The sequence below is a fragment of the Pseudomonas sp. RT6P73 genome (assembly GCF_054897715.1).
On the sequence record NZ_JBUBUV010000002.1, the window covers coordinates 5,981,707 to 6,005,464 of the forward strand.

A 23,758-nucleotide genomic window follows, 5' to 3' on the forward strand; every position below is an offset into this window, starting at 1 on the left:
CCACAGGGATGTGCGCTTAACCGAAGAACCAGTAGCAAACGCCGATTGCGCCGAGGACACCGGCAAGCTCCGCCAGCAACGCACACCCCACCGCATGCCGTGCCCGCTGAATCCCCACCGCACCGAAGTACACCGCCAGTACATAGAACGTCGTTTCAGTACTGCCCTGAATCGTCGCCGCCACCAGCGCCGGGAAGCTGTCCACCCCTGACGTCTTCATGGTCTCGATCAACATTGCCCGCGCGGCGCTGCCGGAGAATGGTTTGACCATTGCTGTTGGCAAGGCATCGACGAAGCGCGTGTCCCAACCGGCCCACTCCACCAGATGCCGTATCCCGTCCAGACCGAAGTCCAGCGCCCCGGACGCCCGCAGTACACCGACGGCGCAAAGCATCGCCACCAGATAGGGCAGCAAGTTCTTGGCCACGTCGAAGCCTTCTTTCGCGCCTTCGACGAACGCTTCGTAGACCTTCACTTTGCGCAATGCGCCGATCACCAGAAACAGCATGATCAGCCCGAACAGCGTCAGGTTGCCGAGGATCGATGACAGGCCGGCCAGAGCGGTCGCCGAGAGCGTCGCCAGCAGCGCCATGAAGCCACCGAGGGCCAGGGCACCGGGAATCAGGTAGGCGAGCACCACTGGGTCCCACAGGCGCAGACGCTGCATGAACGCCACCGACAGCAAGCCGACCAGAGTTGAGCAGCTTGTTGCCAGCAGGATGGGCAGAAACACCAGCGTCGGATCAGGCGCACCTTGCTGGGCGCGGTACATGAAGATCGTCACCGGCAGCAGGGTCAGCGATGAGGCGTTGAGTACCAGAAAGAGGATCTGCGCGTTGCTGGCGATGGTGTCGCTGGGGTTGAGCTCTTGCAGCGACTTCATGGCTTTAAGGCCGATCGGCGTGGCGGCGTTGTCCAGCCCCAGGCCATTGGCGGCGAAGTTGAGCGTGATCAGGCCAATGGCCGGGTGACCGGCCGGCACTTCCGGCATCAGGCGCAGGAACAAGGGGCCCAGCGCCTTGGCCAGCCATTCGACGATCCCGGCCTTCTCGGCGATTCGCAGAAAGCCCAGCCAGAGGGTCAGGGTGCCGAACAGCAGGACCATGACCTCGACGGATAACTTGGCCATGGCGAAAATGCTTTCCACCATCGCCGCGAAGATCCCGGCATTACCGCCGATCAGCCATTGCGCCAGCGCCGAAACGGCAGCCACGATGAAGAAGCCAAGCCACAGGCCATTGAGCATCAGTTAAATCTCCCGAAGAATGCCGCGAATGATAGCGGGGTAGCCAGAAACGACAAACCCCGGATTTCTCCGGGGTTTGTTTTAACGAGCGCTGGTCGCACCTGAATCCTGTAGGAGCGAGGCTTGCCCGCGAAGGCGGTGTGTCAATCAACATAGATGTTGAATGTTCCGGCCTCTTCGCGGGCAAGCCTCGCTCCTACAAGGGCAGAGCATCAGCCCTTGGAAATCTCGCCAGCAGGCAGTTTTTCCTTACTGCGCCAGTGCGGCAGCGAGTTCCAGTAGCGCTGGCCCTTGGCGTCGTCGTACATGCCTTCCCAACGGGAGATGACCAGCACGGCCAGGGCATTGCCGATCACGTTCAACGCGGTACGTGCCATGTCCATGATGCGGTCGACACCGGCGATGAACGCCAGGCCTTCGAGCGGAATACCCACGCTGCCCAGAGTGGCCAGCAGCACCACGAAGGATACGCCCGGTACACCGGCGATGCCTTTGGAGGTCACCATCAGGGTCAGCACCAGCAGCAGTTGCTGGCTGATCGACAGGTCGATGCCGTAGAGCTGGGCAATGAAGATGGCCGCGATGCTCTGGTACAGGGTCGAACCGTCGAGGTTGAACGAATAACCGGTCGGCACCACAAAGCTGCAAATGGCTTTCGGCGCGCCGTAGGCTTCCATTTTCTCGATCACGCGCGGCAGCACGGTTTCGGAGCTGGCGGTGGAGTAAGCCAGTACCAGCTCATCCTTGAAGATGCGCATCAGCTTGATCACCGAGAAGCCGAACAGCTTGGCGATCAGGCCCAGCACCACAAAGGCGAAGAAGGCGATGGCGACGTAAACCAGGATCACCAGTTTGGCCAGCGGTACCAGGGAAGCGAAACCGAAGTTGGCCACGGTCACCGCGATCAGTGCGAACACGCCGATCGGGGCGTAGTTCATGATCATGTGGGTGACTTTGAACATGCTCTCGGAGACGCCCTGGAACATCTTCACCAGCGGCTCGCGCAGGTCCGATTGCAGGCTCGACAAGCCGAGACCGAACAACACGGAGAAGAAGATGATCGGCAGCATTTCGCCGCGGGCCATGGCCGCGAAGATGTTCGACGGAATCAGGTTGAGGATGGTTTCGATGAACGCGTGTTCATGCTGAACCTCGGCAGCCGTCGCCTGGTACTTGGAAATATCCACCGTACCGAGGGTGCTCATGTCGATGCCGGTGCCCGGATGGAACACGTTGGCCAGCACCAGACCGACCAGGATGGCGATGGTGGTGACGATCTCGAAGTAAATGATGGTCTTGAGGCCGATACGCCCGAGTTTCTTCGCATCACCTACGCCCGCAATGCCGACGATCAGCGAGGAGATGACGATCGGAATCACGATCATCTTGATCAGACGGATAAAGATATCGCCTGCCGGTTGCAGGACGTTGCTGATCCACCAGGCTTTTTCGGCACTGAAATGGTTGAGCAGCGCACCGATTGCTATCCCCAGAACCAGACCAATGAGGATCTGCCAGGCGAGGCTGAGCTTTGCCTTCTTCATATCTTTACCCTTACTTGCGTTTGACTCAGGCGAATGCAAGAACTGGAACGCTTGTGGCGAAAAAGTCTGTGCATCTGCCCCCGTATAAGGTGCCCCGGAGCGCTTTATTACGGCTCTCTGGCAGGCGAAAAAAGGCGCAACTATTCCGATGCAAGGAAGCGACGTCTAATGCCGTAAACGCCTACCCTATGCCGAATCGGCATGAGCTTTTTCAATTGAAACTCGCGTCCCAATCGGTTCGAATACGACATTTCGGCAGGCATAAGTGCCGTGAACCGGCCATTTCAGAGGAGGCTGGTTGTTTTTTAAACAGTTGATTTCTTAGCAAAACTTGGGAAAAAGCCTACGTTTCGCAGCGAAAACTCTTATGCAGAAAGTCGGAGGTTTCTCGATATACGGTCGTGAAGAAACACCGCGAAACGGTTTTGCGGGGAATATGCAGCAGAGGGGAATGAGCGAAGTGCTCTGGATCAACGTTTTGCACGTTGAAGCTCTTCGCAAGTCCGTCGAGCCACTTGGGGCTGGCGAACTTGCGTCGCAGCTTTATACCTGACCCGGCCCTTACGCAGACACTCCATGTGCCCGTAGGTCACTCCGACCCTGAAACAGTCAGAACGTCCCGACCCCTTGGTCATGCGCCTGCCTTCCTCGGGTGGCGCACTGGAAAGGAGCATGCTGCTCCTCTCGTGTTACAAACTCAGTACCAGTTCGGATCTTTCTTGAGTTGTTCCATCAACAGGTCCTGCATGCCTTGGTCAGGTTTCCCGAGGAAGCGGTAATCGGCATGTCGCGTGGGCGACTTGTCGGCCGGTAGTCCTGCAGGCACTTCGACCAGCATGGCGTAGGCGTCCTTTTTGTCGAAGCTGAAGGCCACGATCAAGCGCTTGTTCAGGCACGTCGTTTGCGTTTCGCAAAGCGGCCCGACCAGGTACTTGTCGCCATCTTCTTCAACCGCATTCATTTGCTCTGCATCGCCAGACAGGTTCATCACCCATTCCGGCAGTCGTTCTTCCTTTTTAACGACTTCAGTCCAGGTTTCACGGTACTGCGGGTTCGAATTCAGCAATTCGCTGACCCGCGTCTGGCCATCATTGGCCGCTATCGCCATGGCACTACCGCCCAGAAGCAGGGCGGCTGCCAGAGTCTTAAACAAAACGCTCATATTCAACCTCGACCGCGACGGCCAAAGAAGAACGAAGCAATGAACATCACCAGGAACACGACAAAGAGAATCTTGGCGATACCCGTGGCGGTGCCCGCGATACCACCGAAGCCCAGTACGGCGGCGATGATGGCAATGATCAAGAATGTGATTGCCCAGCTCAACATGGTGATTCTCCTTACGCTTCTATATTAGAGATGCTGCTTGTGGTGCTTTTCCCGGCGCATCGAACGCGCCAAGTTCGTTTGCTCAGAACACCCAACGTTCCTGACGAGGCATCTCATCCACAGGCTGGGCCTGGTCGACGTCCATCATTCGCATCGGGGCGAGGTCAGCCTGGTTGCTGCTGACGGCGCTGAAGTGGGTCTGGGTTGCGCGTTGAATCGACACGTGCGGCGCCTCGGGTTGCTGGCTCTGTTCCCACAGAAGGAACTGCTGGCCAGCGATCAGCGTGATCAACAGCGCCAGAACGCCAAACAGTCCTTGTTGAATATGCAAAGGCGAGATGCGCAATGGGGCGACACGTTGGCGATTCATCCTGAAACTCCTCCCACTCTGGTGGTGATCTTGTTAGTGGGCGTCGATTCAAAATGGCCCTGATTACCCAGACTATTGCAGCCTGCATGCCAGCTTTTTATTAGAAAAAAAACGTTTTAAATCAATAAGTTAGTTCAAGTGCGAAAATCACGTCGGACGCATCCTGCACGATGGGTCGTATAGGGTCGTGCGTATTGCACGATCAATTGCCAGGAACTTTGAATATTTTTGAATTGAGAGGAGGGCGTAGATGTCAGAAAAGGACGTGGGAAGTCGCCGTAAAGCTATTCTTTTGGTAAAAAGCCAGGGAAATCAGCCCATTAGCTAATGGGTGAGTAGACAGCTACCCTGCCATGGCTGGAAAGGATCAGAATCAACCATGCAACTTGCCCGATTTTTCCGGGACTAACCCAGATCATTCATTAGACTACTGACCAAGATCATTCATTAAAGGAGCGCAGGAACATGGAATCAGCCACTGAGCATCAAGGCCGCATTCTGCTGGTGGATGACGAATCCGCCATTCTGCGAACCTTCCGTTATTGCCTCGAAGATGAAGGCTATAGCGTGGCCACCGCGAACAGCGCGGCGCAGGCCGATGCTTTGCTGCAACGTCAGGTGTTCGATCTGTGCTTCCTGGATCTGCGCCTGGGTGAAGACAATGGCCTGGATGTTCTGGCCCAAATGCGCATCCAGGCCCCATGGATGCGGGTGGTGATCGTCACCGCTCACTCGGCGGTGGACACCGCCGTGGATGCGATCCAGGCCGGTGCCGCCGACTACCTCGTCAAACCTTGCAGTCCCGACCAACTGCGCCTGGCCACCGCCAAGCAGCTGGAAGTGCGGCAGCTTTCGGCCCGCCTGGAAGCGCTTGAAGGCGAAGTGCGTAAACCCAAGGACGGTCTGGATTCCCATAGCCCGGCCATGAAAGTGGTACTCGAAACCGCACGCCAGGTCGCCAGCACTGACGCCAACATTCTGATCCTAGGCGAGAGCGGCACCGGTAAAGGCGAGCTGTCCCATGCCATTCACGGCTGGAGCAAGCGCCAGAAGAAATCCTGCGTCACCATCAACTGCCCGTCACTGACCGCGGAATTAATGGAAAGTGAACTCTTCGGCCACAGCCGAGGCGCGTTCACCGGTGCCAGTGAGAGCACATTGGGGCGGGTCAATCAGGCGGATGGCGGTACGTTGTTTCTCGACGAGATCGGCGATTTTCCACTTACATTGCAACCCAAGTTGCTGCGTTTCATTCAGGACAAGGAATACGAGCGCGTCGGCGATCCGGTGACCCGCCGTGCCGATGTGCGAATCCTCGCGGCGACCAACCTGAACCTCGAAGACATGGTGCGCGACGGTCGTTTCCGTGAAGACCTGCTCTATCGCCTGAACGTCATCACGTTGCACTTGCCGCCACTGCGCGAGCGCCGCGAAGACATTCTGAACCTGGCCGACCGTTTCCTGGCTCGCTTCGTCAAGGAGTACGCGCGTCCGGCCCGGGGCTTCAGCGACGAGGCCCGCGAAGCGTTGCTGGGTTACCGCTGGCCCGGCAACATTCGCGAACTGCGGAACGTGGTGGAGCGCGCGAGCATTATCTGTCCCCAGGAACGGGTCGAAATCAGCCACTTGGGCATGGCCGAAACTCCGACCAACAACGCGCCGCGTATTGGTGCGGCGTTGAGTCTGGATGAGCTGGAGAAAGCCCACATTGGTGCCGTCCTCGCCACCGCCGACACACTGGACCAGGCGGCCAAGACTCTCGGCATCGATGCCTCGACCCTCTACCGCAAACGCAAGCAGTACAACTTGTGAGCCTGCGATGAAACTGGCGATGAAGCTGCGGACTCGGCTGTTTCTGAGTATTTCGGCACTGATCACCGTGGCACTGCTCGGGCTCTTGCTCGGGCTGGTCAGCGTGATGCAGATGGCCGGCACCCAGGAAGTGCTGGTTCGCAACAACTTCGTCACGTTGGACCTGGGGTTGAAATTGCGTCAGACCCTGGGCGATCAGCTCATGATCATGATTGACGATAAGCCTGATCCCGCGGCATTCGAGGCTGCCAGGAAGCACTACCTCGAGTTGCTCGAAGAAGGCATCACCCTTCAGCAATCCGGCAACGGCGGCTACGGTTTCATACAGGCCAAGGCTGATTACCTCGACTTTCTTCAGGTCTACGATCAGACACAAGCGCCGACGCCTGCGTTGAGCGGCAATGAGGCGCTGACGGAAAAATTCAATATTTTGCGCAACGGTCTGGTCACTGAACAAAAGCGCGCACTGGATAACATCAACGATACCGAGCGTAAGGCCCGTGAACGCGCGTTGCTGATTGCCGGCCTGCTCGGGTTGGTGGGGTTGGCGGTGCTGATCATCGGTTTCGTGACCGCCCATGCGATCGCCCGGCGGTTTGGTGCCCCGATCGAAGCGTTGGTCCAGGCCGCCGACAACATCGGCCAGGGTAATTTCGAAGTGACCCTGCCGATTTCCTCCGCCGAGGAAATGAACCAGCTGACCAAGCGCTTCGGCATCATGGCCGAGGCGTTGCGTGAGCACCAGGCCATGAACATCGACGAACTGCTCGCCGGTCAGCAACGTTTGCAGGCGGTACTCGACGGCATCGACGATGGGTTGTTGATGATCGACCGCGAAGGCCATTTGGAGCACCTCAATCCAGTTGCGCAGCGCCAGTTGGGTTGGGACACCGATCGCCTCGGTCAAGGGCTAGGTACGGCGCTTGAACGTCCCGAACTCGATGAGCAGCTGCAACTGGTGCTGCGCGGCGGGACGCTGGAGCGGGCGCCGGAAGACCTGAGCATTGAGGTCGACGGTGAATCGAGGTTGCTGACCTACAGCCTGACCCCGGTCAGCCACACGCAGGGCCACATTCTCGGCGCAGTGATGGTGTTGCATGACGTCACCGAACAGCGTGCCTTCGAGCGGGTGCGCAGTGAGTTTGTCTTGCGCGCCTCCCATGAGCTGCGCACCCCGGTCACCGGGATGCACATGGCCTTCGGCCTGTTTCGCGAGCGGGCGAAATTTCCCGAGGACTCCCGCGAAGCCGACTTGCTGGACACCGTGAACGAAGAAATGCAGCGCTTGATGCAGCTGATCAACGACCTGTTGAATTTCTCTCGCTACCAGAACGGATTGCAGAAGCTCACGCTGGCGCCGTGTTCCATCGAAGATTTACTGGGGGAGGCTCAGGCGCGTTTTGCCGGGGCTGCGGCGCAGAAGGGTATCGAGCTGCTGGTGGAAGTGCAGGGGCCGTTACCCCGATTGCAGGCCGACCAGGCGCAATTGGACCGGGTGCTCGATAACCTGATCGATAACGCTATGCGCCATACCGCCCCGGATGGACTGATACGTTTGCAGGCGCGACGCCATGGGGAGCGGGTGATTATCAGCGTGGAAGACAACGGTGAAGGCATTGCCTACGGTCAGCAGGGTCGGATCTTCGAACCCTTTGTCCAGGTTGGCCGAAAGAAGGGCGGTGCCGGGCTTGGTTTGGCGTTGTGCAAGGAAATCGTACAGTTGCATGGCGGGCGGATGGGCGTCTATTCGCGGCCGGGGCAGGGTACGCAGTTCTACATGGCGCTGGCGGTTTGAGCCGCAGCAGCCTCCTCAGGCTTCATCATCAATACGTCGATTGCTCATTCGGCGACCACGGGTAATCAGTTCGATGAACTGCACGGCGCTCAGCGCATGGGCGAACAGCCAGCCCTGACCGTACTTCACCCCTTCGCTGCTCAGAAACGCCGCTTGGGCTTCATGTTCAATGCCCTCGGCAATCACCCTGAGTTGCAGGGCCTGGGCCATGTGAATGATGTGCGGCGCCACGCCGCTGCTGGCGGCGTCATGGCCTAACGCATCAATGAACGCCTTGTCGATTTTCAGGCAGTCCACCGGCAGGGTTTGCAGGTAGGCAAGACTGCAATAGCCAGTACCGAAATCATCGATCAGCACCTGATGCCCGACATCGCGCAAGGCTTGCAGGTTTTCCCTGGCCACCACCACATCGATCAAGCCACGCTCAGTCACCTCAAAGGAAATCTGCTGCGCAGCGACCCGGTGCAAGGTCAGCAGACGTGCCATCACCTGGCCGATACGCGGCACCATGACATCGCAAGCTGCAAGGTTGACGGAGATATACAACTGCGGATTGGCGCGTAGCAGTTGCCCTAGCTGTTCGAGAAGTCGCTGCAATACGAAGTCGGTCATCTGGCGGATCTGGCCGGTGTTCTCCGCCATCGGGATAAACAGGTCGGGGCTGGTCAGCGTGCCGTCCGGCCTTCGCCAGCGCAGCAAGGCTTCGGCCCCGACACAGTTGCGGCTGTCGAGATCGAAGATTGGCTGATACAGCACCTGTAATTCGCCTCGTCGAATGGCGCCGTTCAGTTCAGCATCCAGTGACTGTCGCTGGCGCACCAGCAGAAACACCATGAAACCGACTAAAACACCCAGCGCCAGACTGGCCGGCAGCAGCCACCACCACACTCCCGGCACATGCATGCCCGTGCGCGGGGTAATCAGCACTAATTGGTATTCGGGATTGTTGGTGGGCATGCGGTAAATCAAGCGGGTTTGTGTCACTTGCAAGGCGTCGCGGCTTGTCAGGGGCAAGGACTCTTTGGGTGGCCAGGCCTGTGGGACACCCAGAACAGGAATCGCACGGGTGCCATGATCAAGTACCACCAGCAGGCTGCTTCCCGGCGACAGATCGACCATGTCGGTCAAATGGCCGCGAGACGTTGCGACCCGAAAATTGCCGCGGCCCAGCATCAGCGCGGCACGGTTTTCATCGGGTTCGGTGGTGGTATTCAGCCAGAAACTGTAGGTAGGGCCCTTGATGTCCGGGGTGCGAATCATCGACTGCCCTCCCTGGCGAGGGCGATTCGAGCAGATCCGCGACGCGTCCATGTAAGTGGCTTCGTAAACGAATCGGTAGTTGAAGCTGACCTGTTGCAAGGTCGCGATCATTTCGTCGTCGCAGCCTCTCAGGGGCTGGGCTTCCAGATCGTCGAGGCTTTCCCGTAGCTGCCCGAACAGCTGCTCCAGCCGGGCGAGGAAGCGCTCGCCCTGAGCGTTCATTTCCTGGCTTTCCCTCTGCTCGACCTGATTCATCGCTATGAACAGGCTGGCGGCCATCAATAGCGTTGCGCTCAAGGCAGCAGCCAGCATCGCCAAAAACCAAGGGCGATAGAACCAGCTACGAAGCGTCTCTCGAGCTACAGTCATTATGGATATCCGAAGAATTACCAATGAGTTATAGCTGCTGATTGAGAAATAGCCCTTACCGTCGGGCGGGCGTCATTATTTTGTCTGATTCAAGACTTGCAAGAGTGCGGCAGTCTGAGCGTCCGGTGTACCGTCGAATCGGGAGGGGCGAAAATGCATCTGGAAGGCCGCCAGTACGTGACGCGTGGCCACATCTAGCTCGCCAGTTTGTGGCGTGGCGTAACCCATTCGAGCCAGCTGTCCTTGATACCAACTGATGCTCGGCAGTTCTGTTGCAAACCGGGTTTGCTGGCGGGCGACGGCCTGCTCGTTTGGCCAGATACCGATGCCTTCTGCAGCCAGGCGCTTCCAGGGGAACAGCGGGCCGGGGTCGAGCTTGCGCAGCGGCGCGATGTCGCTGTGGCCGATGATGGAATGTGGGTTGATGTTGTAACGCTTGCTGATGTCCTTGAGCAGGAAGATCAACGACTGAACCTGATCTTCACTGTAGGGGTACCAGAGGCGCCCGGTCGGCGTGTCTTTGAAGCCAGGATTGACGATTTCTATGCCGATCGAGCTGGAATTCAGCCAGGTCCGGCCTTGCCATTCGCTTTCGCCTGCGTGCCAGGCCCGAAGATTTTCATCCATCAGCTTATAGATGGTGGCGCCTTTGTTGTCGCCGATCAGGTAATGACTGCTGACTTCGCCGTGGGTCAGCAATTGCAGCGAACGCTCGAGCGAAGCGGAGGTGTAATGCACCACCACGAACTGAATACGACTGTCGTGATTGGCTGACGGGTGGCTGGTGTCGATCCGGGGGCCGCCGGCACAACCGGCCAACAGAAGCAGCGACACAATAAGGGCAAGACATTTCATGGCAAGAAGGCATACACGCAAGACAGTAATGCAACAGTGTAACGTACTGCCTTGCGCGCCGAGCGCAAAAGCGCGGCTTTAAACAAAATGGAACAATTGGCTGTCAGCCTGCCTCTACCCGATTACGACCGGCATTTTTTGCGCGGTATAGAGCCTGATCGGCTCTTTTCAACACCAGATCGCTATGTTCGCCGGCTTTAAATGCAGTCACACCCATTGAAATGGTGATGGTCACGCGCTCGCCCTTGAAGTGAAAAGGGCAGGCTTCGATTGATGCGCGCAAGGACTCCAGCAGTTTCGCTCCGGCTGCCAGTGGCATGGCGGGCATCAACAGGACAAATTCCTCACCGCCAAACCGCGCAATGAAATCCGTTCCGCGCAGGCGTTTGCGCAGCACGCTGGCGATAATTTTCAGCACCTTGTCGCCTGCCAGGTGGCCGTAGTTATCGTTGATGCGCTTGAAATGGTCGAGATCGAGCATCGCCAGCAACAGGGTGTTGCCGTGTTGCTGCCATTGGCGGACTTCGTGCTCCAGCCTTTCAGTCCAGGCCGCTCGATTGGGCAGGCTGGTGAGTGGGTCGATCAGGGCTTTCTGGCGCTGTTCTTCAAGGTGTTCGCGGTAGCCCAGCGCTTCCTGCTCCATGTGCGCCACGCGTTCGGCCAGGCTTTGCAAGCGTCCTGCGACTTCCTGCTCACGTTCGTCACGCTGCTTCTGGTGTTGATCCATGGTGCCGAGCAGGCCTTCGAGATGGTTCTCCAGGACGTGCTTGAGGTCGTCCAGGTTTGCCGCTTCCTGCATGCTGCTCTGCAGTCCATCGACTTGCTCGCGGATCTGCGTATCCATTTCGCGCGCAGCGGAGCGGTTATCGGCATGGCCGTCGCTGGCGGCCTGCAAATTGCTCTGAAACGATTCGAGGCGTTCGTTGAGTTGCTGCAGGTATGCTTCGAATTCGTGCTGACCGCTGTCGGTGATCGCCAGCATCAAAGTCGCCAGATCGTCGAGAATCGGGATCAATTCATACCAATTCAAACCGTTTTGCAGGCGATCACGCATTGCTTCGGCTTGCGGTCGATGGCGTTCGGGCAACGTCAGGTCGTCGAGCAGGCCCAGAAGCGTATCTTCGATATGCTTGGCAACCGAGCTGTAGGACGGCTCGGGCGAGTCGGGCAGGGCGTAAAGAATATCCTCTGGCTCGAGATGCTCCGCTTCAGCGGCCACCGGGATCAGTTCATCCGGATTGATTGCCTGTTGCACACGTTCGGTTGGCGTTATATCCGCAAGCGCTGGTTCTGCCAGTTGTTCGATGTTCGGCAGAGGCTCAGCAGTTGGCACAGACGGAGTTTCTGGCTGAAGCACAAGCGGGACAAACGCCACCACTACAGGAGCAGGTTCCGTGGCGTGTATTTCCAGTGAATCAGGGGTTACAGCGGCGGGTTCGGCGTCTGGCTGGATGACAGGCGACAGCTCGGCCGTGGGTGCGACGTCAACCGCTACGCGCGGGGCTTCAGCAATCGGTTCGACAGTCTGTTGGGGCGCTGCTTGTACCGCAGGGGTCGCGATCTGCGGCGCGGCCTCATCCGCTTCCCGGTTACCGAACAGTCGCTGCAGAAAACCGGGACGATCAGGTTCTGCCGGAGTATCAAGTTGACGCAAGGCTTTGCCTTGCAGGCCACTCAGTTCGCTGAGTAGCAACGGAATCTCACGCGCCTGACTGACTCGGCCATCCAGTTGTTTGGCAAAGTTCTTGAGTGGTCGGCTGACTTCGCGAGGCAGCGGCAGTGTTTGCAACTGAGTCACCAGTGCTGTCAATGCAGCGCTGGTCTGATTGACCCGGGTTTCCCGACGTTGCTCGGAATCGAGTACGGCTTTTTCCAGTCGCGGAAGCAGGGCGGCCAGGCCGGCGTCCATGTCATCGGTGCGCACGACTTCGCGCATTTCCTTCATGCACAGGTCAACGGCGCGATCGGTGCCTTCTGCGGCCAGCGTGCTGCGCACCAGCCCGCGACGCAGCAAGTCGAGCCGGGCATCCCATCGGCGTTCGAGCTTTTCCTGTTGTTCGATGCTTTTGAGGTATTTCTCTTTCCAGCGCTGTGTTTCGTCGCTCATTCATGGGATCCGCGAAGGTGCAGGACTCAACGCGGGGAATGCATCGGCCGTGAGCGAACCCGGCAGACGAATCTCTACCGCGACGGGCAGGTGATCTGAAATCGGTTGTGCCAGCACCTCGACCTTTTCAAGGGTCAGGGTGGGGCTGAGCAGAATATGGTCCAGGCAACGCTGTGGGCGCCAGCTGGGGAAGGTCGCTTCCAACTGCGGCGCGAGCAGGCCGAGGTCACGCAACGGGGAGGTTTGCAGCAAGTCACTGGCGTGGGTATTCATGTCGCCCATCAGCACCTGGTGTTTGTAACCGCCAATCAACTCGCGGATGTAAGCCAGTTGCATGGTGCGGGCCCGAGCGCCCAGCGCCAGGTGCATCATCACCACTACCAGCGCCTCCGGACCCTCGCCAAAGCGCACCAGAATCGCTCCGCGACCCTTGGGCCCCGGCAGCGGATGATCTTCAATCGCCCACGGGCGCAGGCGGCTGAGCACGCCATTGCTGTGCTGGCCGAGGCGACCGAGGTTGCGATTGAGTTGTTGATACCAGTAGGGGAAGGCGCCGAGCTGCGCCAGGTGTTCAACCTGATTGACGTAGCCTGATCGCATGCTGCCGCCATCGGCTTCCTGCAAGGCGACCAAGTCGAAGTCGCCCAGCAGATTGCCGATCTTTTGCAGGTTGTCGGCACGTCCGGTGTGCGGCAACAGATGCTGCCAGCCTCGGGTCAGGTAGTGCCGATAGCGCTCGGTACTGATGCCGACCTGGATATTGAAACTGAGCAAACGCAGACGACTGTCTGCGGGCAAGCCCGTCGATTCCAGATGATGCTCGTTGACCCGCGGATCATGCAGGCCAACGACGCGTTCAGTACCCCAGCGGCGCATGGCAGTCGCCGCGCTTAGTTGGCGGCAGCCTTATTAGCCGCTCGCTCTTTGTCGACCAGTTTGTCGGCCAGTTGCAGGGCTTGTTCGGCGCCGCCGGCAGAGCCCACGTCAAAGCGATACTTGCCGTTGACGATCATGGTTGGAACGCCGGAGATTTCATACTTTTTGGCCAGTTCACGAGCCTTGGTGATCTGGCCCTTGATGGCGAAGGAGTCGAAGGTCGCCAGGAACTTGTCCTTGTCTACACCTTGAGTCGCGAGGAAGTCGGCCATTTCATTCTTGTCGACCAGCTTCTTGTGTTCTTTCTGGATCGCTTCGAACACCGCAGCGTGAACCTTGTTCTCGACGCCCATCGCTTCAAGGGTCAGGAACATCTGGCCGTGTGCGTCCCATGGGCCGCCGAACATGGCAGGAATACGTACGAAGTTCACGTCGGAAGGCAGTTTCTCAACCCAAGGATTGATCACTGGTTCAAAAGCGTAGCAATGCGGACAGCCATACCAGAACAGCTCCACGACTTCGATCTTGCCAGGCACGGCGACCGGAACCGGGTTGCTCAGTTCGACATAAGGGGCGGCGGGTGCTTCGGCGGCTTGGGCAGTCATGCCGAACAGGCTGGCAGCGACGAGTGCGGCGCTGATGATCAGATTACGCATGCTTTACTCCTGGACAATTTTGGTCGCCTCGCGCGACCTGTTTTCAGACAGGTCCTGGCGGGCTTGAGTTCTGTAGTGTAACGGCAGCGGCCACAAAAAAGGGCGGCCTGAGCCACCCTTTTTATACTTGCTGCGACGGATTAATAGAGCGTTAACGTTGCAGGAGATGTACGCCCCGCGCGACGCCCTATTCGTCGGTCTTAGTGCAGGCCCTGAATGTAGCTGGACACCGCTGCGATATCTTCGTCGCTCAGCTTTTTGGCAATGCTCTGCATCGGTTTGGTATCGCCATCGTTGGCACGACCGCCTTCCTCTTTGCGGAAGTCGGTCAATTGCTTGGCAACATACTGAGCATGCTGACCGCCCAGATGCGGGAAGCCGGCAGCCGCGTTGCCCTTGCCGTCCGGAGAGTGGCAGCCGGTGCAGGCTGGCAAACCCTTGGCCAGATCGCCGCCACGGAACAATGCTTCACCGCGAGACACGACTTTCGGGTCGGCGGCGCCAACACTGCCTTTCTGGCTGGCGTAGTAGGCGGCGATATCAGCCAGGTCCTGATCGCTCAGGTTGGTCAGCAGGCCGGTCATTTCCAGAACGGTGCGCTTGCCGGACTTGATGTCGTGCAGCTGCTTGTTCAGATAACGCTCGCCCTGGCCTGCCAGTTTCGGAAAGTTAGGCGCCATGCTGTTGCCATCCGGGCCATGACAGGCACCACATACTGCGGCTTTCGCCTGACCAGCAGTTGCATCACCTGCAGCATGGGCTATGCCGGAGATCCCCACGGTCAACAGCAGACTCACGATCAATTTGTTCATCAGCTAATCCAACTACGGCTAAGGGTTAAAGAGTTATGGACCGGGATCACTCGCTCATCCAGTGGATGATGGCTTGGTAATCCTCGGCACTGCAGTCCATGCACAAACCACGCGGCGGCATCGCCTTGAAACCCTGGGTCACGTGTTGCACCAGCGTCTCCATACCTTTCGCCAACCTCGGCGTCCAAGCTTCCTGATCGCCCTTTTTGGGCGCCATGGGTAGTTGGCCGGAATGACAGGCACCACAAACACGGTTGTACACAGCTTCCGGATCCTGTGTAGCCTGAGCGCTGTAAAGCGGCATCAAGACACCGGCAGCTAGCAGCCATTTCGTCATAAAACGACCTTTTCAGGGTTGAGAGCGTTCTGCGTTCTAATGCGCAATCAAGGTCAATCGCTCTCGTGAACTTCATCCTACGCTGGGACAAAGCGCACACAAAATCTGCGGCATTATATACTGGCGTCACTGAAACGGAAACGACACCGCTTGCCGCGTCCATTCCCGGCGCCGCCCACATCGGAAATCCCATGCAACTCAAGAACCCCATCCTCGGCCTGTGCCAACAGTCCACCTTCATGCTCAGCGCTGCCAAAGTCGACCAATGTCCCGACGACGAAGGCTTTGAAGTAGCTTTCGCCGGGCGTTCCAATGCCGGCAAGTCCAGTGCGTTGAACACTTTGACGCACGCCAGCCTGGCGCGGACCTCGAAAACTCCGGGTCGCACGCAGCTCTTGAACTTCTTCAAGCTAGACGATGATCGTCGTCTGGTCGACCTCCCGGGTTACGGTTACGCGAAAGTACCTATCCCGTTGAAGCTGCACTGGCAGCGTCACCTGGAAGCTTATCTGGGTGGTCGCGAGAGTTTGAAAGGTCTGATTCTGATGATGGACATCCGTCATCCAATGACCGACTTCGACCTGTTGATGCTCGATTGGGCCGTCGCCAGCGGCATGCCGATGCACATTTTGCTGACCAAAGCCGACAAGCTGACCTACGGCGCAGCGAAAAACGTCCTGCTCAAAGTCCAGACAGACATCCGCAAAGGGTGGGGCGATGCGATCAGTATCCAGCTGTTCTCGGCGCCAAAACGCATGGGCCTGGAAGACGCCTACACTGTACTGGCAGGCTGGATGGAATTGGCAGACAAAGGCTCCGAGATTGCCGGGCAATAAATCGCAGGCAAAAAAAACCCCGGACTTCTTATGGGGAGGGGGAAGTTCCGGGGTTCAAGTTCCGGACCGTTAGGGCGGGGTCCAGATATCTGCCAACACTTAACACAACATAGGAGCATCGAAGGGCTTCACCAGCCATTCAGTAACTCTGAGTGGCGGTTCACGGGTTTAGTTCCTGAGTGGGTCAAAATCCATTCGGAATAACCCCAAGCATATTTCGAAATAACAGCCCTTCGACCTTTCTGCCGCGGCGCTATGCCGCAGCAGAAAACGCCTTTTCAGACGGCTCAGTGAGCCTCATCCCAGTTATTGCCTACGCCAACCTCGACCAGAAGCGGCACATCAAGCTCCACGGCATCGCTCATGTGCGCGCGAATTTCATCGCGGACCTGGTCGACCAGATCTTCACGCACCTCAAGCACCAATTCATCGTGCACTTGCAGGATGACCTTGGCATCGAGGCCCGAGGAAGTCAGCCAGTTATCCACTGCCACCATGGCTTTCTTGATGATGTCCGCCGCCGTGCCTTGCATCGGGGCGTTGATCGCCGTGCGTTCGGCACCTTTGCGCAGGGCCGGGTTTTTCGCGTTGATTTCCGGCAAGTACAGGCGACGACCGAAGATGGTCTCGACAAAGCCTTGCTCGGCCGCCTGGGCGCGGGTGCGTTCCATGTATTCAAGAACACCCGGGTAGCGGGCGAAATAACGGTCGATGTACGCCTGGGATTGCTTGCGATCAACGCCGATCTGCTTGGCCAGACCAAACGCGCTCATGCCGTAGATCAAACCGAAGTTGATCGCCTTGGCGCTGCGACGCTGATCGGTGGTGACATCGGCCAGTTCCACGCCGAACACTTCGGCGGCGGTGGCCTTGTGCACATCCAGGTCATTGCGGAACGCGTGCAGCAAACCTTCGTCCTTGGCCAGGTGCGCCATGATCCGCAGTTCGATTTGCGAATAGTCCGCCGCCAGCAGCTTGTAGCCTTTCGGCGCTACGAACGCCTGACGAATCCGACGCCCTTCGGCGGTACGGATTGGAATGTTCTGCAGGTTCGGATCGATGGACGACAAGCGTCCGGTGGCAGCGACGGCTTGCTGATAGTTCGTATGGATGCGACCAGTACGAGTATTGATCTGCTCAGGCAGACGGTCGGTGTAAGTGCTTTTGAGTTTGCTCAGCGAGCGGTACTGCATCAACACCTTGGGCAGTGGATAGTCCTGTTCCGCCAGTTCGGCCAACACCGCTTCGGCCGTCGAAGCCTGGCCTTTGGCGGTTTTGCTGAGTATTGGCAAACCGAGCTTTTCGTAGAGGATTACGCCCAATTGCTTTGGAGAGCCGAGGTTGAATTCCTCGCCCGCAATGGCAAACGCCTCACGTTCCAGGGCGACCAGTTTCTCGCCCAACTCCACGCTCTGGATGCCCAGCAAGTTCGCGTCCACCAGCGCACCCTGACGTTCGATACGGGCCAGTACTGGCATCAGGGGCATTTCAATGTCGCTGAGTACTTGAATCAAACTTGGCGTCGCCGCCAGTTTTTCCTGTAGTGCCCAATGCAGGCGGAAGGTGACATCGGCATCTTCCGCGGCATAGTCACCAGCCAGCTCCAGGGATATCTGGTCGAAGGTCAGCTGTTTGACGCCTTTGCCGGCGATCCCTTGAATGTCGGTTTTGCTTTCGCCCAGGTACTTCAGTGCCAAGCTGTCCATGTCGTGCCGGGTGGCGGTCGAGTCGAGCACGTAGGACTCAAGCATCGTGTCGTAAGCAATGCCCTGAACAGTGATCCCGTGGTTCTGGTCGCCACCGATGGCGCAATTGGCCAGGATGTTGGTTTCAAACTTGGCGTTCTGGCCGATTTTCAGCTTTTTCGGATCTTCCAGTAACGGTTTCAATGCCAGCAGCACGGTATCGCGGTCGAGCTGTTCTGGCACGCCCATGTAGGAATGGGTCAGCGGAATGTAGGCCGCTTCGTTGGCTGCTACGGAAAACGACAGCCCCACCAGTTGCGCGTGCTGAGCGTCGGTGCCGTTGGTTTCCGTGACAAAGGCGATCAGAGGCGCCTTGTCGAGTTTGTCCAGCCAGGCTTCGAAGCGCTTAGCGTCAAGGATGGTTTCATACTTCGGTTCGACAGCGCCCGGCTGCTCCTGAACGACCTCGACAATCTCCTGGCCGGAACGCTTGGCATCGCGCTGGTTCTCGTCAAACCAGCTCTTGAATTCCAGCAGGGTGTAGAGCTCGGCGAGTTTGTCGTGATCCGGCTGGCCCATTTGCAGGTCGTCGAGGCCGATGTCCAGCGGTACGTCGATCTTGATGGTCGCCAGTTGATACGAGAGGAACGCCATCTCCTTGTGCTCTTCGAGTTTGGCCGGCAGGGTCTTGGCGCCGCGAATCGGCAGGGTCGGGACGATGTCGAGCTGTGCGTACAGCTCGGTCAGGCCGCCGTTCACACCGACCAGCAGGCCGGAAGCGGTCTTCGGACCAATGCCCGGAACGCCCGGAATGTTGTCGGAAGAGTCGCCCATCAGTGCCAGGTAGTCGATGATCTGCTCGGGAGCGACGCCGAATTTCTCCTTCACGCCCTCCACGTCCAGCGCGCTACCGGTCATGGTATTGACCAAGGTAATGTGGCCGTCGACCAGTTGCGCCATGTCCTTGTCGCCGGTGGAGATCACCACGGGGCGGTCAGCCGCCGCGCTGCTGCGGGCCAGCGTGCCGATCACATCATCGGCCTCGACGCCTTCGACGCACAGCAGCGGGAAGCCCAGCGCGATTACGCTCTGATGCAGTGGCTCGATCTGCACGCGCATGTCATCCGGCATGCTCGGACGGTTGGCCTTGTATTCGGCGTACATGTCATCGCGAAACGTCCCACCCTTGGCGTCGAACACCACGGCGAACGGACTGTCCGGGTACTGCTTGCGCAGGCTCTTGAGCATGTTCAGCACGCCTTTGACCGCTCCGGTCGGCAGACCTTTGGAAGTGGTCAGCGGCGGCAGGGCGTGAAAGGCGCGGTACAGGTAAGAAGAACCGTCCACCAGGACGAGGGGGGCTTGGCTCATGAGCAGGATCAACCTTTTCGGCGGGTCCGGCGCTAGAATAGCGGGACCGTTGACGACAAAGGGACAAGGTTATCATGCGCACACTAAATCGCCTGTTGCTGGCTGGCTTGTTTGCAACCGTTCCCCTGGCTGTCATGGCGGCGGACGATGCGCCGACACCGGAGCCGGAAGTCACGATCCGCACGGAAGGGGACAAGGTCATTCAGGAGTACCGCCAAAACGGTTTCCTGTACGCGATCAAGGTCACGCCGAAGGGTGCACCGCCCTATTTTCTGGTGCGTGCGGACGGTACCGATGCAAACTTCATCCGCTCGGATCAGCCGGATATGCTGATTCCGTCGTGGAAAATTTTCGAGTGGAAGTAGTTTCTTAATTTCAATCGGCGCTGGCTCAAGCAGCGGCGCCCGTACTGGCAGTTTAAACATGTCTGTGTTCACCCCGCTGGCTCGGCCCGAGCTGGAAACCTTTCTCGCCCCATACGGGCTCGGCCGCCTGCTTGATTTCCAGGGGATTGCCGCCGGTAGTGAGAACACCAATTTCTTCATCAGCCTGGAGCAGGGCGAATTCGTCCTGACCCTGGTCGAGCGCGGTCCGGTTCAGGAGATGCCGTTCTTCATCGAACTGCTCGATGTGCTGCACGAGGCGGACCTGCCGGTGCCGTACGCGCTGCGTACCACCGATGGCGTTGCCTTGCGCGAACTGGCCGGCAAGCCTGCGCTGTTGCAACCACGTCTGGCCGGCAAGCACATCAAGGTCGCCAACGCGCAGCATTGCGCTCAAGTCGGCGAGTTGCTGGGCCATCTGCACCTGGCGACCCAGGCCAACATGATCAAGCGCAAAACCGATCGTGGCCTGGACTGGATGCTGGAGGAGGGCACGCAGTTGCTGTCCCACCTGAATGCCGAGCAAAGCGATCTGCTGCAACGGGCGCTGGACGAAATCACTCAGCAGAAGACGAAAATTCTGGCGCTGCCTCGAGCCAACATCCACGCTGACCTGTTCCGCGATAACGCGATGTTCGAAGGCACGCACCTGACCGGGTTGATCGACTTCTACAACGCCTGCTCGGGACCGATGCTCTACGACGTGGCGATTGCCTTGAATGACTGGTGTTCGGAAGACGACGGGCTGATCGACGGGCCGCGAGCGCGAGCGCTGCTCGGGGCTTATGCGGCGTTGCGGCCGTTCACGGCAACTGAAGCCGAGCTGTGGCCAACCATGCTGCGTGTGGCGTGTGTGCGGTTTTGGTTGTCACGGTTGATCGCCGCGGAGTCGTTCGCCGGGCAGGACGTGTTGATTCACGACCCGATGGAGTTCCAGCAGCGATTGGCGCAGCGGCAGAAGGTTAGTACACCGCTACCGTTCGCCCTCTAAAAGCTTCGCGGGCAAGCCTCGCTCCTACAGGTTGGTGTGATCTGTAGGAGCGAGGCTTGCCCGCGAATGGGGCGCCGCAATTCTGGAATTACAACGACTCCAGACACCCCGCCAAATCATTCCCCAACTTCTCCAACACCTGCTCATACCCCTGAGCAGTCGCCGGCGTGTACCCGCCCAGCGCATCCAGCTCCGCCAGTTTCACCGGCAGTCCGGCCACCAGCGTTTCCGCCAGGCGCGGACGCAACGGCGGCTCACTGAACACACACGTCTTGCCGACCTCCTGCAAGCGCGTGCGCATCGCCGCGACATGCTGAGCACCCGGCTGGACTTCGGCGGCGACGCTGAACACGCCGGTGTGCTTGAGGCCGTAAGCCTCTTCGAAGTAGTCGAACGCCTCGTGGAACACAAAGTAAGGTTTACCGGTGATACCGGCCAGGCGTGCCTTCAATCGCAGATCCAGCGCATCCAGACGCTCATCGAACGCCTTGAGGTTGCTCTGATAACGCGCCGCATTGGCCGGATCGGCTGCACTCAGGTCCGCAGCCATTTTGCTGGCAATTACGCGAGCGTTGACCGGGGACAACCACAAATGTGCGTCCAGGCTGCCCGGGCGATGATCGTGATCATGCTCGTCGGCTTCTTCCGCGTGGGAATGGCTGTCTTCGGCGAAATGGCGCAGTTTCAGCCCCGGCAAATCCTGGATCGCAACACTCGGCAGCGTACGACCGTTCAGCACGCGAGGCAGGAAACCTTCCATGGCCGGACCGATCCAGTAAACCAGATCCACCGATTGCACCTTCCGTACGTCGGAAGGGCGCAAGGCATAGTTATGCGGCGAAGCCCCGGGCGGCAGCAGCACTTCCGGAATCGCCACGCCGTCCTGCACCGCAGCGGCAATCAGCTGCAGAGGCTTGATGCTGGTGAGGACTTTGACGTCGGCCTGGGCCGAACCCATCAACAGAAAACTTGCGACAAATGCGACAAAGATAGAAAAAAGTCGGGACACGATGACCACTCGAAGAGGCGAGAACGGGTAACATAATAACGTCTCTCACAAAACTCGTCTCCGCTCATGCCTAAAACACCGATTGCCAGCCGTCCCCACGATCACTCTCATTGCGTACATAGCGCTCTGTCGGAGGCCGATGCCTTGTGCGCACGTCAAGGCCTGCGCTTGACCGCCTTGCGTCGGCGGGTGCTGGAACTGGTGTGGCAAAGTCACAAACCGCTGGGTGCCTACGACATCCTCGCGGTACTCAGCGAGCAGGACGGCCGTCGCGCCGCGCCGCCAACCGTGTACCGCGCGCTGGATTTCCTGCTGGAAAACGGCCTCGTCCACCGCATCTCCTCGCTGAACGCCTTCATTGGCTGCAATTACCCTGAGCATGCCCACCAGGGCCAGTTCCTGATTTGCCGCGAATGCCACGCCGCCATCGAGCTCGAACAGAAATCCATCAGTGACGCGATCATCAGCAGCGCCAAGGATGTCGGGTTCGTCGTCGAAGGCCAGACCGTTGAAGTCGTCGGTCTCTGCTCGGGTTGCCAGGGGGCTTGATGAGCAACGCGCTGATCCGCCTCGAGCAGGTTGCCGTCACCTTTGCCGGGCAAAACGTGCTGGATAACATCGAACTGAGCGTCGAGCCGGGACAGATTGTTACCCTGATCGGTCCGAATGGTGCGGGCAAAACCACGCTGGTACGCGCCGTGCTCGGTCTGTTGAAGCCGGACAGCGGCAGCGTCTGGCGCAAGCCGAAACTGCGGGTCGGTTACATGCCGCAAAAACTTCACGTCGATCCGACGCTGCCGCTGTCCGTGCTGCGCTTCTTGCGTCTGGTGCCGGGCGTGGATCGCGCCAGGGCCTTGGCGGCGCTCAAGGAAGTCGGCGCCGAGCAGGTGATCGACAGCCCGGTGCAAAGTGTTTCCGGCGGTGAAATGCAGCGCGTGCTGCTGGCTCGGGCTTTGTTGCGTGAGCCGGAACTGCTGGTGCTCGACGAACCGGTGCAAGGCGTCGACGTGGCCGGTCAGGCCGAGCTCTACAGCCTGATCACGCGTCTGCGCGACCGTCACGGCTGCGGCGTGTTGATGGTCTCCCACGATTTGCACCTGGTCATGAGCACCACCGACCAGGTGGTTTGCCTGAATCGTCATGTCTGCTGCTCCGGGCACCCGGAACAGGTCAGCGGCGATCCTGCTTTCGTCGAGCTGTTCGGAAAGAACGCACAAAGCCTGGCGATTTATCACCACCACCACGACCACGCCCATGACCTGCATGGTTCGGTGGTCAGTGCGGCCACGACGGCCCAACCCCATGTCCATGGAGATAGCTGCAAGCATGGCTGATTTTCTGCTCTACGCCCTGCTTGCAGGTCTGGCTTTGGCGCTGGTCGCAGGACCGCTGGGTTCGTTTGTGGTCTGGCGGCGCATGGCTTATTTCGGCGACACCTTGTCCCACGCGGCCTTGCTCGGCGTGGCATTGGGCTTTTTGCTGGATGTCAGCCCGACCGTGGCCGTCACCGTCGGCTGCTTGCTGTTGGCGGTGCTGCTGGTGACGTTGCAACAGCGCCAGCCGCTGGCGTCCGACACGCTTTTGGGAATTCTCGCACCGAGCACGCTCTCTCTTGGCCTGGTCGTACTAAGCTTCATGCACGAAGTGCGGATCGACCTGATGGCTTATCTGTTCGGCGACTTGCTGGCGATCAGCCCGACCGATCTGGCCTGGATACTCGGCGGCAGCGCGGCCGTTCTAGCCTTGTTGGTGACATTGTGGCGGCCATTGCTGGCAATCACGGTGCACGAAGAACTGGCCAGAGTGGAAGGTTTGCCTGTGCCGGCACTGCGCCTGACCCTGATGTTGCTGATCGCTGTGGTGATCGCTGTGGCGATGAAAATCGTCGGTGTGTTGCTGATTACTTCGTTGTTGATCATCCCGGCCGCTGCGGCACAACGTCACGCCCGTTCGCCGGAGCAGATGGCACTGGGCGCGAGCCTGCTGGGCATGCTCGCGGTCTGTGGCGGGTTGGCGTTGTCGTGGTTCAAGGACACACCGGCAGGCCCGTCGATTGTTGTGACGGCCGCCGCACTGTTTCTGCTGAGTTTTGTCCTGCCCCGTCGAGGGGTGTAG

General features: G+C 58.9%; 22 protein-coding genes. 8 read left to right on the top strand and 14 right to left on the bottom strand.

Annotated features, from left to right (window positions below; all coding sequences use genetic code 11):
* Positions 1-16 precede the first annotated feature (16 nt).
* From ACYZT6_RS27560 to ACYZT6_RS27580, 5 genes are all read right to left on the bottom strand, one after another.
* Entirely contained in the window at positions 17-1,246 is a 1,230-nt protein-coding gene (locus tag ACYZT6_RS27560; RefSeq protein ID WP_461956458.1) for a nucleoside recognition domain-containing protein, read from the bottom strand.
* A gap of 212 nt (positions 1,247-1,458) precedes the next feature.
* Positions 1,459-2,790, bottom strand: coding sequence for a glutamate/aspartate:proton symporter GltP (gene gltP / locus ACYZT6_RS27565; RefSeq protein ID WP_462029400.1), 1,332 nt, complete (start codon positions 2,788-2,790; stop codon positions 1,459-1,461).
* Positions 2,791-3,487: 697 nt separating this feature from the next.
* On the bottom strand, positions 3,488-3,952 hold the full coding sequence (locus tag ACYZT6_RS27570; RefSeq protein WP_462029401.1) for an inhibitor of vertebrate lysozyme family protein: 465 nt from the start codon (positions 3,950-3,952) through the stop codon (positions 3,488-3,490).
* Between the two features lie 2 nt (positions 3,953-3,954).
* Positions 3,955-4,119, bottom strand: a complete 165-nt coding sequence (locus tag ACYZT6_RS27575; protein ID WP_003177151.1) for a DUF1328 domain-containing protein — start codon at positions 4,117-4,119, stop codon at positions 3,955-3,957.
* A gap of 82 nt (positions 4,120-4,201) precedes the next feature.
* Positions 4,202-4,489 carry a hypothetical protein gene (locus tag ACYZT6_RS27580; protein WP_462029402.1) on the bottom strand — a complete coding sequence of 96 codons (288 nt, stop codon included), beginning with the start codon at positions 4,487-4,489 and terminating at the stop codon, positions 4,202-4,204.
* A 465-nt stretch (positions 4,490-4,954) separates the two neighbouring features.
* Here ACYZT6_RS27580 and algB point away from each other — a divergent pair, with 465 nt between their 5' ends.
* Complete coding sequence (gene algB / locus ACYZT6_RS27585) at positions 4,955-6,301, top strand: sigma-54-dependent response regulator transcription factor AlgB (protein WP_462029403.1); 1,347 nt, start codon at positions 4,955-4,957, stop codon at positions 6,299-6,301.
* A gap of 7 nt (positions 6,302-6,308) precedes the next feature.
* Positions 6,309-8,096 carry an ATP-binding protein gene (locus tag ACYZT6_RS27590; protein ID WP_462029404.1) on the top strand — a complete coding sequence of 596 codons (1,788 nt, stop codon included), beginning with the start codon at positions 6,309-6,311 and terminating at the stop codon, positions 8,094-8,096.
* A 15-nt stretch (positions 8,097-8,111) separates the two neighbouring features.
* Here ACYZT6_RS27590 and ACYZT6_RS27595 read toward each other — a convergent pair whose 3' ends face one another.
* The 7 genes from ACYZT6_RS27595 to ACYZT6_RS27625 all read right to left on the bottom strand — a co-directional run bounded on the left by ACYZT6_RS27595 (position 8,112) and on the right by ACYZT6_RS27625 (position 15,368).
* Complete coding sequence (locus tag ACYZT6_RS27595; RefSeq protein WP_462029405.1) at positions 8,112-9,725, bottom strand: EAL domain-containing protein; 1,614 nt, start codon at positions 9,723-9,725, stop codon at positions 8,112-8,114.
* 75 nt (positions 9,726-9,800) lie between these two features.
* Complete coding sequence (locus ACYZT6_RS27600; RefSeq protein ID WP_462029406.1) at positions 9,801-10,580, bottom strand: N-acetylmuramoyl-L-alanine amidase; 780 nt, start codon at positions 10,578-10,580, stop codon at positions 9,801-9,803.
* A gap of 103 nt (positions 10,581-10,683) precedes the next feature.
* On the bottom strand, positions 10,684-12,687 hold the full coding sequence (locus ACYZT6_RS27605) for a GGDEF domain-containing protein (RefSeq protein WP_462029407.1): 2,004 nt from the start codon (positions 12,685-12,687) through the stop codon (positions 10,684-10,686).
* Positions 12,688-13,563 carry an endonuclease/exonuclease/phosphatase family protein gene (locus ACYZT6_RS27610; RefSeq protein ID WP_462029408.1) on the bottom strand — a complete coding sequence of 292 codons (876 nt, stop codon included), beginning with the start codon at positions 13,561-13,563 and terminating at the stop codon, positions 12,688-12,690.
* Positions 13,564-13,577: 14 nt separating this feature from the next.
* A complete protein-coding gene (locus ACYZT6_RS27615) occupies positions 13,578-14,219 on the bottom strand; it encodes a thiol:disulfide interchange protein DsbA/DsbL (RefSeq protein ID WP_462029409.1) in 642 nt (213 codons plus the stop codon).
* A 200-nt stretch (positions 14,220-14,419) separates the two neighbouring features.
* Entirely contained in the window at positions 14,420-15,031 is a 612-nt protein-coding gene (locus ACYZT6_RS27620) for a c-type cytochrome (protein ID WP_462029410.1), read from the bottom strand.
* A gap of 46 nt (positions 15,032-15,077) precedes the next feature.
* Entirely contained in the window at positions 15,078-15,368 is a 291-nt protein-coding gene (locus ACYZT6_RS27625; RefSeq protein WP_060540368.1) for a c-type cytochrome, read from the bottom strand.
* A 191-nt stretch (positions 15,369-15,559) separates the two neighbouring features.
* On the opposite strand from ACYZT6_RS27625, the gene yihA reads away from it, so the two are divergent.
* Positions 15,560-16,204: a ribosome biogenesis GTP-binding protein YihA/YsxC gene (gene yihA, locus ACYZT6_RS27630; protein WP_462029411.1), complete on the top strand. Its 645-nt coding sequence runs from the start codon at positions 15,560-15,562 to the stop codon at positions 16,202-16,204.
* Positions 16,205-16,491: 287 nt separating this feature from the next.
* Here the strand turns inward: yihA and polA are convergent, their stop codons facing one another.
* A complete protein-coding gene (gene polA / locus ACYZT6_RS27635) occupies positions 16,492-19,260 on the bottom strand; it encodes a DNA polymerase I (protein ID WP_462029412.1) in 2,769 nt (922 codons plus the stop codon).
* A 74-nt stretch (positions 19,261-19,334) separates the two neighbouring features.
* Here polA and ACYZT6_RS27640 point away from each other — a divergent pair, with 74 nt between their 5' ends.
* A complete protein-coding gene (locus ACYZT6_RS27640; protein WP_034149452.1) occupies positions 19,335-19,625 on the top strand; it encodes a DUF2782 domain-containing protein in 291 nt (96 codons plus the stop codon).
* A gap of 58 nt (positions 19,626-19,683) precedes the next feature.
* A complete protein-coding gene (locus ACYZT6_RS27645; RefSeq protein ID WP_462029413.1) occupies positions 19,684-20,634 on the top strand; it encodes a homoserine kinase in 951 nt (316 codons plus the stop codon).
* An 88-nt stretch (positions 20,635-20,722) separates the two neighbouring features.
* Here the strand turns inward: ACYZT6_RS27645 and ACYZT6_RS27650 are convergent, their stop codons facing one another.
* The gene (locus tag ACYZT6_RS27650) at positions 20,723-21,643 is read right to left on the bottom strand and encodes a zinc ABC transporter substrate-binding protein (RefSeq protein ID WP_462029414.1); all 921 of its coding nucleotides are present in this window, start codon (positions 21,641-21,643) and stop codon (positions 20,723-20,725) included.
* Positions 21,644-21,709: 66 nt separating this feature from the next.
* Between ACYZT6_RS27650 and zur the strand changes: the two genes are divergently transcribed.
* Genes zur through znuB form a run of 3 tightly spaced genes read left to right on the top strand, consistent with a single transcriptional unit; the run spans position 21,710 to position 23,758 of the window.
* Positions 21,710-22,192, top strand: coding sequence for a zinc uptake transcriptional repressor Zur (zur, locus tag ACYZT6_RS27655; RefSeq protein ID WP_461956472.1), 483 nt, complete (start codon positions 21,710-21,712; stop codon positions 22,190-22,192).
* On the top strand, positions 22,192-22,977 hold the full coding sequence (gene znuC / locus ACYZT6_RS27660) for a zinc ABC transporter ATP-binding protein ZnuC (RefSeq protein ID WP_462029415.1): 786 nt from the start codon (positions 22,192-22,194) through the stop codon (positions 22,975-22,977). The genes zur and znuC overlap by 1 nt, the downstream gene beginning before the upstream one ends.
* On the top strand, positions 22,970-23,758 hold the full coding sequence (gene znuB, locus ACYZT6_RS27665; protein ID WP_017341765.1) for a zinc ABC transporter permease subunit ZnuB: 789 nt from the start codon (positions 22,970-22,972) through the stop codon (positions 23,756-23,758). The genes znuC and znuB overlap by 8 nt, the downstream gene beginning before the upstream one ends.